Here is an 11,972-nt window from a genome sequence, read left to right on the forward strand (position 1 = left end):
GATCACATGTATGCGATGGATTTAACAAATAAAGTAGCCATTGTAACCGGAGGTATTAGCGGAATTGGAAAAGCGATAGTCGATGCATTTTTGGATTGTGGTGCTAAAGTGGCGGTAGCCGATATGGCACCACCTGCGATCACAGAGTCTGAACATCTCTTTTACCAGCAGGTTGATGTTTCCAATCAGAAACAAGTAACAGCCATGGTAGACAATGTCGCAGAGCACTTTGGCAAAATAGATATTCTCGTAAACAATGCTGGCATTTCAACGATGGATTACTTCGTAGATATCAAAGAACAGGACTGGGACAAAACAATGGATGTCAATGGCAAAGGTGTCTATATGTGCATGCAAACTGTCGCCAGGAAGTTACAACATCAAGGAGAGGGCGGTAAAATCATCAATATCGCATCGCAGGCTGGAAAAAATGGCTACCGGTTAATGGGCAGCTATGTTGCTTCGAAACATGCAGTCCTTGGCATGACAAAAGTAGCCGCTATCGAATTGGCAAAGGATCAAATCAATGTCAATGCAGTCTGTCCAGGTATTGTAGAAACAGAAATGAAGAAAAAGGAAAGAGTCATTGGTGGTAGCTTGCGCGGAGTTAATGCTGCAACGATTCAAGCGGAAGATCATTCGCAAGTACCACTTGGACGAACGGCAGTGCCGGCAGACATCGCAAATGTGGTTGTTTTTCTCGCATCTAATTACTCTAATTATATGACTGGTCAAGGCATCAACGTGACCGGCGGTATGACGATGAATTAACATAACTAAAAATGAAGGGGGCATACATCATGTCTAACAAGAAGGGGAATATAACGGCACTTGCCCCGTTATTCATCTTTGTCTTATTATTTATTGGAACTGGCATCATCTCTGGTGATTTTTCCAACATGCCGTTAAATGTGGCGGTCATTATCGCAAGTGCCATTGCATTAGCGATGAACCGAAAAGAGAAACTAGCTGATAAAATTGATATATTTACGAAAGGCGCTGGCCACCCGAATATTATGTTGATGGCTGTTATTTTTGTATTAGCAGGCGCCTTCTCCCAAACTGCTAAAGGAATGGGAGCAGTCGATGCTACGGTTAACCTGGGATTATCCTTAATACCTAGTAATCTATTAATGGTAGGATTGTTTATTGTTGGCTGTTTTATCTCGATTTCGATGGGAACTTCAATGGGAACTGTCGCAGCGCTGGCACCGATTGGAATTGGCATTGCGGAACAAACCGGCATCCCTTTGGCCTTAGCAATGGGGACAGTAATTGGCGGTGCGATCTTCGGTGATAATCTGTCGATGATTTCCGATACAACCATCGCTGCCGTTCGAACACAAAAAACAAAAATGAGCGATAAGTTTAAAGCGAACTTTTGGATCGTGTTACCTGGAGCGCTCGTCACTGCTATCATTTTATGGATCGTAACGTCTGGTGAGCAAATCGATGCACTTGGAGATTATTCTTATCAGTTTGTGAAAATACTTCCGTATCTTACTGTTCTGATTGCTGCAATACTAGGTGTCAATGTATTAATTGTTTTAACAGGCGGGACAATTTTTGCCGGTCTTATCGGTTTATTTGATGGTTCGTATACGTTGGCTTCTTTCATTCAAGCTGTTTCACAAGGAATCATCAACATGGAGGATATTGCTATTGTTGCGATATTAATCGGTGGTATTATTGCCGTTATTCAGCATAATGGCGGGATTCAGTGGCTATTACACGCTGTCACAAGTAAGATTAAAACGAAAAAAGGCGCGGAATTTGCCATTGCTGGCCTTGTCAGTACAACAGATATCGCGACTGCGAATAATACAATCTCGATAATTATTACCGGCCCATTAGCAAAAAATATCGCAGATGAATATCAGATTGACGCTCGTAAGTCTGCCAGTATTCTCGATATTTTTGCCGGAGGATGGCAAGGTATTGTACCTTACGGTGGACAAATGCTAGCAGCTTCAGGACTAGCAGCTATTTCGCCAGTAAGTATTATACCGTATTCTTTCTATCCGATTGCTTTACTGATTTTTGGGATAATAGCAATTTTAATAGGTTTTCCACGATTTAAACAAAAATAGGAGTGATAAACATGGTCAAGAAAATGAACGTAGAAAGTTTTAATCTAGATCACACAAAAGTAGCAGCACCATATATCCGCTTAGCAGGTACAACAGAAGGCGCAAATGGCGATATCATCCACAAATATGATGTACGTTTAAAACAACCGAATCAAGCGCACATGGAAATGCCCGCTCTCCATTCATTGGAACATTTAATGGCCGAAAACATTCGTAATCATCATGATACTGTCGTAGATTTTGGCCCAATGGGTTGTCAAACCGGCTTTTATTTAACGGTTATTAATCACGACAACTATGATGAAGTGTTAGATGCAGTAGAAGCATCATTAAAAGATGTGCTAGCAGCAACAGAAGTACCTGCATGTAACGAAGTACAGTGCGGGTGGGCTTCCAGTCACAGCCTCGAAGGCGCCCAAACATTAGCACAGGAACTGCTGGACAAACGGGCAGAATGGAAAAATGTATTTGCTGATTAATCTGCTTTTTATAGAAATCTTATAATACGCGAGAAAGAGACACCTTTTATGATAAAAGTGTCTCTTTTGGTTGAGGGAGTGTAATATAAACGGGCTTGTCAAGAAAAGTGTGTAAGTCATTCCAAATACTTTAATACACGATCCTTGAGGTGGTCATGAATTAATAACTGGTTCATCACCATGGCCCATTGCTGAATATGGCCACCTTCCCATTTATTTTCAAGTTCTTTTGTTCGTAAATATAAGACTTTTAATAGGGCATTCTCGTGTGGGAATGCTCCTTTTTGGGTAACTTTACGATAGCTGGAGTGAACACTTTCTACGGCATTTGTTGTATACATGATTTTGCGAATCGCACTACCGTAATCAAAAAGCTGTTCCACATGAGAAAAATGACGTTTCCACACATCAATGGCTCCAGGATAAGAAGACCATTGTTGTTGAAAGGTTTCAAAGGCGCTGCGACAAGCTTTTAGACTAGATGCTCCATATACTTTTCGTAAAGCAGCTGTGAAAGGTTTATAGTCTTTACTTGGTACATATTTAAGTGAATTTCGAATAAGGTGAACGATACAACGTTGGACTGTTAATGCCGGGAATATGGCACGAGCACCTTCTTCTAAGCCACTCACGCCATCGATAGATAGAAAGAAAATATCTTCTACCCCTCTTGTTTTAATCTCATCAAAGATTTGCATCCATTTATGCTTACTTTCGGTTTCATTAAGCCATAAGCCAAGTATCTCCTTTTTGCCTTCCATGGTGTAGCCTAACATCGTATAAACCGCATATTTCTTCGTTTCATAGTCATTGCGAATAGTGGCATAAAGGCAGTCTACAAAAACAAAAGGATAACACGGTTGTAAGGGTCTGGTTTGCCATTCTTCTAATTCTGTTAACACGTGATCCGTAATGTTAGACACCATTTCATGAGACACAGAAAACCCGTAAATATCTTCAATAGTCGAAGAGATATCTCTTTGAGACATACCACGGGCGTACATGGAAATTACTTTGTTTTCAATAGCTGAGACATCTCGTTGGCGTTTGGGAATGACTTGTGGTTCGAAGGAGCCGTCACGATCTCTTGGCACTTCTAGTTCCACTTCTCCAGTTGATGTTTTGACCGTTTTCTTTCCGTATCCATTACGTCGGTTTTCCGTATTTTTTTGGCCCTTTTCATTGGAGGAGTATCCTAGGTGATGGTCCATTTCGTCTTTTAGCATCGTCTCAAACATTGGTCCGAAAATGTCTTTTAATGCATTTTGCATGTCTTCTACTGTTTCAGGTTGATACTGTTCGATAATCTTGTTCGCTAAATCTACGGAGTTAGGATCTCTTTTTGGTTTCCCCATTTCAAACACTCCTTTAGCTTTATACTTTTATTCTAACAAATAAAAAAACTGTGTGAGTAAGAAACCGTACGCATTTCTTACTTACACAGTTTATATTACACTCCCACTGCTTCCATTTGAAGTTCCGTCATCTTCATGCATTTAACACTTCCGGTAGCTATTCTCCGCCTGAAGTTTCAGCATTTTCGAACGTTTTAACCTCTAAATTAGTTCCTTCCGTTTGAACCTCCTGCATCTTCAGACGCTTTAGCCTCTCGATTAGTTCCTTCCGTTTGAACCTCCTGTATCTTCAGACGCTTTAGCCTCTCGATTAGTTCCTTCCGCTTGAACTTCTTGCATCTTCAGACGCTTTAGCCTCTCGATTAGTTCCTTCCGCTTGAACTTCTTGCATCTTCAGACGCTTTAGCCTCTTGATTAGTTCCTTTCGCTTGAACTTCTTGCATCTTCAGACGCTTTAGCCTCTTGATTAGTTCATCTGTGCTGAGCATCGCTTTTATGAAATAAACCAGATAATTTAGCTGATTATTTTGGGATACCAATCAATATACTACCTCATGTCTTATTTGTAGGGTCTAAACATTATCTCTGGCCAACCGATAGACTCCCACGGTGCAGTACGAGCTGAAGATCCACTTTGTGAAGTGCCTTTCTTCACTAATGACTTTAATTATATACTGTCTATGCGTGATCAAAAGCTCAGCATTTCCCTCATCTTTATGCTCATGTCGAAGTTTTACGTATATCTAGTTTTTCGCTACACAGACTTCTAATGTAAAACTAAAAGTGGCACTCTGCAGGTTTCTGCATGAGTACCACTCCATCCTATTTCTACTAAGCTTTTTTCTTCTGTTTACTCCGTTTTTCCGGATCGATTGGCATTGTTCCATTTTCAACACCTAATTCATCCAGCCAGCGACGATATGCGATCGTAAGCGCGTCTGATTTTAAGTGCATTTCCATTTGCAGATCGAGTGGAAGTAATTCTGGTTTCTGACTTTCGACAACGTCTAAGTCTTGATAGAAAATGACATCCTGGAAATCGCGGAATGGCTGGTCCGGCGCATCTAAATCATAGTTTCTTGTTAACAGCATAAACACCTGACATTTTTCATGGTCTAACTGATTAACCGCCGTAAGAATCGTAAACTCTTCGTCAGAACCTTCCGTTGTTTTCGTAAATCTGGCAACAATCGGATTTAATACTTCATAGACATAATCGGTATAGCCACCTTTGGAGCGTCCATCCGAATTCGGCTGATAGACAGGAATTTTGCTTGTAATCAAACGACCATCGATAAAGTCTACATCATAATCGACTACTTCCGCATGGTCAGCATCACCCAGCATGCCTTCATGGACAAACATTAAGTGGGATACATCAAGAAAGTTTTCAATAATTCTTGGAGCATTGGCTTTTACATCATAGGGACCGCAAATAATCGTGCGATATCCTTTCTGCTCCCCTTCAGGATATTTAATAAATGGAGCTGGATCATCACCAAGATTAACCCAGATCAGACCTAAATAGTCCTCACAATGATACACAGTTGCTCTTGCTTTTTTCGGAATCGGTCTCTCACATGGAAGCGCCGGAATCTTTGTACATGTACCATGATCATTATACTCCCAGGCATGGTAAGCACATACTAACTTTCCATCGACGACTTTGCCTAATGATAGTGCAGCTCCTCGGTGAATACACAAATCCTTGAAAGCATGGACGCCTTTTTCATTACGAAAAACAACAACTCGCTCACCAAGCACATGTACTTGTTTCGGATCATCTTGTAATTCTGCTGCCGTACAAACCGGGTGCCATTCATTCCATAGCTTATCTTGTTGCATAGGTCATATCCTCCCCTTTATCATCTGCCGTTTTGTCATCACTTTTTGCTGGTAAAATTAAATTAAGAATTAAGGCTCCAATTGCTCCGACTGCTGTGCCTGAAGCAACGAAATACGTCACAATCTGTGGTAATGTGTTCATGGCATCTGCAGGTAATAAAACGGCAAACAATGCAAGCAAGATTGGTGCACCAATTACGATCATGTTGCGTTCAGTAAACGGTGCTTTCTTAATAACTTTAAATCCGTTCATCATAATAACCACACATAAGATTGCAAAAACGCCGTTAATAACAACTTCTGGAATACTTGCGATTACGTTCATTAATTTCGGCATCATCCCTAAAATTAATAGAATGACTCCACCCGCTAGTATTGGTTTACGACTTTTCACACCAGTAATCGCAATGATTCCTGCATTGGAAGAATAACCAGTGACTGGTGTACCACCAAAGAACGAGCCGATAAAACAACCTAACCCTTCACCAAATGCGCCACCATTCAAACGTTTATCATCCAGCTTTTCTTCCGTTACTTCTCCGACTGTAAACCACGTTCCGGTCGTTTCAATGACAATAATGAGATAAATAGCAAGCATAATTAAAATAGCATTAATATCAAATGTTGGTACGCCAAAAGCAAAAATACTTGGCAATGCAAACCATGACGCTTCACCAACTGCAGAAAAATCTACTAAATCAAAGAATGATGCCACAATCGTTCCAATACCCAAAGCTAATATAACCGAAGCTACTTTAACGAATTTAAATGATGTTACCTTTTCTCCAAGATACATACAAATGATGAGTACTGTTGCTGTAACAAAGGCAATCAGAATATTTTGATTAAAAGTTCCCTCACCGCCGTAAATAGAATTAATCGCACTCGGCATAAGCGAAATACCAACTACTACAATAACGGTTCCCGCTACGATCGGCGGAATAATTCTTTTCACAACTTTACTGAAAAGCTTTAACGGCTTTCCGATCAGCGCAATTAACAATGCGCCAGGGATTAAACTTCCAATCATTGCTCCAACTCCTGAAGTCGTGCCAATAGCTGCCAATGCACTTAGCGGGACAAAGGATGGTCCCTGCATAACTGGAAGCTTCATCGCAAATCCAGCTTGAATCAAGGTTGCCAGTCCACATGCAATAAAGGTCATTTGAATTAATAAGGCACTATCAGTTACGGAAAAAGATAATAATCCAGCCAAAATAATTGGAGGTATAAATAAGTCCATTGCTAGTACATGCTGTAACCCGATAAATAATGATTTCCCAATCGAAACATTCTCTTTCTCTATCTGTTCTGTTTTCACTTCTGTTTCTAACTTTCTAGCTGTGTTCTCCATGTTGCGCTCCCCCCCAATTTTGCTATCATTATTTTTCATATAATTAAAAAAGCTCGAAACACCTAATACACTATGGTAAAGTAGGTGATTCGAGCTTAAGAAGATCGAAATATGAAAAACATCTACAAAATAAGTAAATGCTTTTCTTTCCTTTTCCATAGTCGGTTTATTTAAGGTAAACCGGTAGAAACTCGCAGGCCATATCCCCGCTATTATATGAAAAACACGATTAAGTTTGTATTTAGTATAACATCCTTTTTTCTGTTTACAAGTATTATTTTGTCGAATTTTGAATTTTAAATTTTCTGACAAATGGCGAGAAGCCTTATCCACCTAGGCATCCTAGTTTTTGCTTCTATCACTTTTTTACTGTTGGACATCCGTTTACAATTCTATTATAATGACTAGTAAATATCCAAAATACGAACAATAAGGTGATAACATGAATAAATATTCGCGAATTTTCCTTGGAACTGCTTTTACTAGTCGATCGGAAAAAGAAGTTAACATTTTGCAAGACTATCTCTTTTGTATCAATGAACAAGGCATGATTGAAAAAGCAGTCGCTCCAGAAGACCCACAGTATCAAACTATTCTGAATGCGTATAAGGAAGAGGAATGCTTCCACCAGCTGCAATACGGAGAATATCTTCTTCCCGGATTCGTCGACTTGCATATCCACGCGCCTCAGTGGGCTCAAGCTGGCACTGCATTGGATCTTCCACTTAATGATTGGCTGCATACGTATACCTTTCCGCTCGAAGCTAAGTTCTCGGATATGGCTTTTGCTGAAAAGGTATATGATGACCTTGTTAATACATTGCTTGCTAACGGCACCACCACGGGACTTTATTTCGCCACTGTCCATAAAGAATCAAGTTTCCGGTTAGCTGAAATTTGTGCAGAAAAAGGACAACGCGGTCTCATAGGGAAGGTTGTGGCAGATGATCCGGAGCAAAATCCTGACTATTACCGGGATCTAGATGCAGAAACAGCTTTATCTGAAACAGAGGCTTTTATTCTTGAGGTCAAAGAATTAGCTAAGAACGTGAAACAAGGTGTTTATCCAGTTGTTACACCCCGGTTTATCCCAAGCTGTTCGGATGAGGCATTGAAAGGATTAGGGGAATTAGCAGAAAAGTATAATACACACATTCAATCACACTGCAGTGAGAGTGACTGGGAACACAGCTATGTAAAAGAGAGATTTGATAAAAATGATGCCTTTGCCTTAAATGATTTTGGCTTATTGCGAGAAAAATCTGTGATGGCTCATTGTAACTTTTTAGAAGACGATGATGTGGCATTATTTGCTGAAACAGGCACAGCGATTGGACATTGCCCATTGTCGAATGCGTATTTTGCCAACAGTGTCATTCCCATTTCCCATCTTCATGCAAAGGGTGTGGATGTTGGATTAGGTACTGACATCTCGGCAGGAGCGACGCCAAGCATTTACGATAATGCGAAGCAAGCAGTAGTTTCATCAAGAATGCTCGAAGATGGGGTCGATACCTCCCTTCCTCCAGCTAAAAGAGGAGTGGCAGATTCCCGGATAACCATTAATGAAGCATTTTATTTCGCAACCGCTGGTGGTGGCGAAAGTCTGAGCCTGCCAATCGGTCGCATCGACGCAGGGTACGCTTGGGACGTTCAGATCGTTAACACAGCGAAACTACCGATCTTCGATGAAAGTGAACCATTATACGACATTTTTCAAAAGATCTTATATTTGGTTAAAGCTGAGAATATTAAGGAAGTCTGGGTTCAAGGAGAAAAAGTCAAATAACGAGTAGGCAATAAGTATTTAGCGGATAAATCTCCCAATCAGAGAGATTTATCCGCTAAATTAGAATCCTTTTTCTATATCAACCTGGTTTTGTAAAGGACGATCATTTTCAACACGTTCGAGTGTTTCCACAAAACATTGTACAGCTTCTTCCGCTGTAGTAACAGCTGATATATGTGGTGTTATCGTAATTCTAGGCTCTTTCCAAAAAGGATGTTCTGCTGGCATTGGTTCATTTGCGAAGACATCTAATACTGCAAATCTTAGCTGTTCAGTATCCAGAGCTGTTAATAAGTCAGACTCTGCAACCGATTCTCCTCTGCCCACATTTATAAATCCCGCTTGAGAGAGATTGCTAAAAATACGATCATTGAAAAGCTGCTCCGTTTTTTTCGTTAATGGCAGTGTATTGATCATGTAATCAACGGACTTTAACATCATGCAATGGTCTTCGGTTTTAAATACTTGTTTAAACCCCGCTTTTTGCTTGCCGCTTAACGATACTCCGTACACTTCCACACCAAATGACGACAGTACAACTGCTAGCTTTTGACCAATCTCACCTGTTCCATATATGACAATCTTTGATTCCTTTAACATTCTCGGTTTTATTGGCTGCCAGCATTTTTCTGACTGGTGTTCAGTAAAACGATCATGAAATTGTAAATCTTTCAGCAGAAAACTTAAGCAATATTCACTGATTCTTTCACCAAATGAACAGATCGTTCTTGTTAGCAGAACATTCTCATCCCAATCTTTCTGAAACAAAAAATGATCCACGCCAGCACCAAGAGAATGAACCCACTTTACTTTACCATAGTCATAGCTTTTCTTGGTTTTAAAAGAAACAAAAGCATCCGCCCACTGCAAATCTGATGATTGGATGTCCTCTTCCTTTTTAAAGCGAATGTCTTTTTCTATTTGATACGGTGCGAGTAACTTCTCTAATTCTTGATTCAACTCACTCACAAATAAAAGATGATGAATCTCCATTGTATTTTCCCTCCTCATCAGAATCACTATGTATAGATCGCTATTATTCTAACATAATATGCATGTACACTTGAAAATGAGGTGAACTAAAATGGAACGTTACCAGGACAAAGTTGTTATTATTACTGGTGGTGCCTCTGGATTAGGTCGAGCATCTGCTTTACAAATTGCGAAAGAAGGCGGATCACTAGTTCTTGTCGATTTAAACCAAGAAGGCTTGGAAGAAAGCAAAAAAGAAATCCTCGCAGCTGCTCCTGATGCGAAAGTTGAATTAGTGGAAGCAAACGTTGCCAAAGAAGATGAAGTGAAACAGTATATCCAGCATACGATTGACACATTTGGTAAAATCGATGGCTTCTTTAACAATGCGGGAATTGAAGGAAAGCAGAGCCTAACAGAGGACTTCGGTATTGATGAATTTCACAAAGTTGTCAGCATCAACTTAGATGGCGTCTTTTATGGCATGAAATATGCGTTAAAAGAGATGAAAAAACAAGGCTACGGCTCGATCGTCAACACAGCGTCTGTTGGTGGTATTCGCGGTGTCGGAAATCAGTCCGGTTATGCGGCGAGCAAGCATGGTGTCGTTGGCTTAACGCGAAACTCTGGTGTGGAGTATGGTCAATTCGGTGTCAGTATAAAAGCAATTGCACCAGGTGCTATTATGACCCCGATGGTGGAAGGTTCCCTTAAACAAATAGGCGGAAATAATTGGGAAGAGGCAGGATAAGAATTTGTTAGTGTTAATCCAATGAAACGCTTTGGCAAACCGGAAGAAGTAGGCCATCTAGTTGCCTTTCTATTGTCGGATCAAGCTAACTTTATCAATGCGGCTGTCATTCCAATCGATGGCGGACAATCTTATCAATATTAAACACCGAAAAGAAAATCCCTTTCACTTGGGATTTTCTTTTTATCTTACACCTATATAAATTATCAGTGCCACAACAGATCCTATGATTGCAACAAGATAGATCGTACTTAATACAGTTAATTGAAACTTACTTTTTTCTCGATAATTCGGATCACTTCGACCAAGTTGTTTATACGTCAACACAAAAGCAATCACACCGAGTAGCAGGATAAGGACAACATAAACAGTCATTGTTGTTTACCTCCTTTATATGTCTGCTTACAGAACTATAACCTTGAAACAGTACATATAAACGTCAACCCTAGAAAGACAAAACTTCTGCATCACCATTTTCCCGTCCAATAATGAGTACATCGGCCATATCCACAAAGAGACCATTCTCTACTACTCCCGGAATGCTATTTAGTGCAGTATTCATGCCATCTCGATCCACTATCGAATCAAAGTAGCAATCTACTATATAATTACCATTGTCTGTAACAAATGGAGCTTGATTTCCCCGACGTAATATTGGCTTACATCCGAGTAAGCTAATTTGGCTGCTCGTGATCTCCCAACCGAATGTTATTATCTCTACAGGTAACGGGAATTGACCTAGCCTTTCCACATATTTGGAAGGATCAATTACCACGATAAATTGTTTCGCAATAGATGCTATCATTTTTTCGCGCAATAATGCTCCACCACCGCCTTTGATTAATGCAAAATTAGCAGTAGCTTCATCTGCTCCATCTATTGCAACATCTATTTTGTTAACTTCCGACATTTTCAACATTGGAATACCTAGTTTTTGGGCTAACTCCTCGGTATTTTTCGAAGTCGGAATTCCTTTGATGTTCAGCCCATCTGCTACTAATTCTCCCAGCTTCAAAATCGCCCAGTAAGCGGTAGATCCTGTGCCAAGGCCGACAATCATCCCATCTTCCACATATTTCGCCGCTTTTTCACCTGCTTTTCGCTTCAGATCCATCACAAACACCTCGTTTCCTTTTCTTACACTATTCCATCATACTATGTCAATCGCGCGATAAAAAGAGGAACGAAAAATAGATTTTTAGCCAAATAAAAAGCCAACATAACACGAAATCTCATCAAACTAAATTCGTTATGTTTGACTCTTTTCATTATGCAGTATGTATATACTGCGAATTATCTCTTCCATTTTTAATAGCTTACAAACAATTTGCTAAACG

General features: G+C 40.1%; 10 protein-coding genes, 1 pseudogene and 1 riboswitch. Of the genes and pseudogenes, 5 read left to right on the forward strand and 6 right to left on the reverse strand.

Going from position 1 to position 11,972, the window contains the following annotated elements; genetic code table 11:
* Positions 1-6 precede the first annotated feature (6 nt).
* Genes MUN88_RS00370 through MUN88_RS00380 form a run of 3 tightly spaced genes read left to right on the forward strand, consistent with a single transcriptional unit; the run spans position 7 to position 2,569 of the window.
* Positions 7-771, forward strand: coding sequence for an SDR family NAD(P)-dependent oxidoreductase (locus MUN88_RS00370; protein WP_244719496.1), 765 nt, complete (start codon positions 7-9; stop codon positions 769-771).
* 29 nt (positions 772-800) lie between these two features.
* Complete coding sequence (locus tag MUN88_RS00375; protein ID WP_244719499.1) at positions 801-2,090, forward strand: Na+/H+ antiporter NhaC family protein; 1,290 nt, start codon at positions 801-803, stop codon at positions 2,088-2,090.
* An 11-nt stretch (positions 2,091-2,101) separates the two neighbouring features.
* Positions 2,102-2,569: an S-ribosylhomocysteine lyase gene (locus MUN88_RS00380; protein ID WP_244719502.1), complete on the forward strand. Its 468-nt coding sequence runs from the start codon at positions 2,102-2,104 to the stop codon at positions 2,567-2,569.
* Positions 2,570-2,685: 116 nt separating this feature from the next.
* Here the strand turns inward: MUN88_RS00380 and MUN88_RS00385 are convergent, their stop codons facing one another.
* The 3 genes from MUN88_RS00385 to MUN88_RS00395 all read right to left on the reverse strand — a co-directional run bounded on the left by MUN88_RS00385 (position 2,686) and on the right by MUN88_RS00395 (position 7,123).
* Positions 2,686-3,924 carry an IS256 family transposase gene (locus MUN88_RS00385; protein ID WP_369809922.1) on the reverse strand — a complete coding sequence of 413 codons (1,239 nt, stop codon included), beginning with the start codon at positions 3,922-3,924 and terminating at the stop codon, positions 2,686-2,688.
* Between the two features lie 831 nt (positions 3,925-4,755).
* Entirely contained in the window at positions 4,756-5,769 is a 1,014-nt protein-coding gene (locus MUN88_RS00390; protein WP_244719510.1) for a Rieske 2Fe-2S domain-containing protein, read from the reverse strand.
* The gene (locus MUN88_RS00395; RefSeq protein WP_244719513.1) at positions 5,756-7,123 is read right to left on the reverse strand and encodes a nucleobase:cation symporter-2 family protein; all 1,368 of its coding nucleotides are present in this window, start codon (positions 7,121-7,123) and stop codon (positions 5,756-5,758) included. The genes MUN88_RS00390 and MUN88_RS00395 overlap by 14 nt, the downstream gene beginning before the upstream one ends.
* Positions 7,124-7,261: 138 nt before the next feature.
* A riboswitch (purine riboswitch) is annotated at positions 7,262-7,363 on the reverse strand.
* A 202-nt stretch (positions 7,364-7,565) separates the two neighbouring features.
* On the opposite strand from MUN88_RS00395, the gene guaD reads away from it, so the two are divergent.
* Positions 7,566-8,912 (forward strand): guanine deaminase, encoded by a 1,347-nt coding sequence (guaD, locus tag MUN88_RS00400; protein ID WP_244719516.1) that lies wholly within the window; start codon positions 7,566-7,568, stop codon positions 8,910-8,912.
* A gap of 60 nt (positions 8,913-8,972) precedes the next feature.
* Here the strand turns inward: guaD and MUN88_RS00405 are convergent, their stop codons facing one another.
* A complete protein-coding gene (locus MUN88_RS00405; RefSeq protein ID WP_244719518.1) occupies positions 8,973-9,905 on the reverse strand; it encodes a D-2-hydroxyacid dehydrogenase in 933 nt (310 codons plus the stop codon).
* Between the two features lie 91 nt (positions 9,906-9,996).
* Here MUN88_RS00405 and MUN88_RS00410 point away from each other — a divergent pair.
* Positions 9,997-10,779: pseudogene (locus MUN88_RS00410) on the forward strand (SDR family oxidoreductase).
* 39 nt (positions 10,780-10,818) lie between these two features.
* Here the strand turns inward: MUN88_RS00410 and MUN88_RS00415 are convergent.
* A complete protein-coding gene (locus MUN88_RS00415; RefSeq protein ID WP_244719521.1) occupies positions 10,819-11,010 on the reverse strand; it encodes a hypothetical protein in 192 nt (63 codons plus the stop codon).
* A gap of 70 nt (positions 11,011-11,080) precedes the next feature.
* Entirely contained in the window at positions 11,081-11,749 is a 669-nt protein-coding gene (rpiA, locus tag MUN88_RS00420; protein ID WP_244719524.1) for a ribose-5-phosphate isomerase RpiA, read from the reverse strand.
* Positions 11,750-11,972: the final 223 nt, after the last annotated feature.

The organism is Gracilibacillus caseinilyticus (genome assembly GCF_022919115.1).
GTDB lineage: Bacteria > Bacillota > Bacilli > Bacillales > Amphibacillaceae > Gracilibacillus > Gracilibacillus caseinilyticus.

What these genes read in the sequence shown, in the direction of transcription:
- rpiA (WP_244719524.1), bottom strand. Translation starts at nt 11,749, where the DNA reads ATGGATCTGAAGCGAAAAGCAGGTGAAAAAGCGGCGAAATATGTGGAA.
- MUN88_RS00395 (WP_244719513.1), bottom strand. Translation starts at nt 7,123, where the DNA reads ATGGAGAACACAGCTAGAAAGTTAGAAACAGAAGTGAAAACAGAACAG.
- MUN88_RS00385 (WP_369809922.1), bottom strand. Translation starts at nt 3,924, where the DNA reads ATGGGGAAACCAAAAAGAGATCCTAACTCCGTAGATTTAGCGAACAAG.
- MUN88_RS00380 (WP_244719502.1), top strand. Translation starts at nt 2,102, where the DNA reads ATGGTCAAGAAAATGAACGTAGAAAGTTTTAATCTAGATCACACAAAA.
- MUN88_RS00370 (WP_244719496.1), top strand. Translation starts at nt 7, where the DNA reads ATGTATGCGATGGATTTAACAAATAAAGTAGCCATTGTAACCGGAGGT.
- MUN88_RS00415 (WP_244719521.1), bottom strand. Translation starts at nt 11,010, where the DNA reads ATGACTGTTTATGTTGTCCTTATCCTGCTACTCGGTGTGATTGCTTTT.
- MUN88_RS00390 (WP_244719510.1), bottom strand. Translation starts at nt 5,769, where the DNA reads ATGCAACAAGATAAGCTATGGAATGAATGGCACCCGGTTTGTACGGCA.
- MUN88_RS00375 (WP_244719499.1), top strand. Translation starts at nt 801, where the DNA reads ATGTCTAACAAGAAGGGGAATATAACGGCACTTGCCCCGTTATTCATC.
- MUN88_RS00405 (WP_244719518.1), bottom strand. Translation starts at nt 9,905, where the DNA reads ATGGAGATTCATCATCTTTTATTTGTGAGTGAGTTGAATCAAGAATTA.
- guaD (WP_244719516.1), top strand. Translation starts at nt 7,566, where the DNA reads ATGAATAAATATTCGCGAATTTTCCTTGGAACTGCTTTTACTAGTCGA.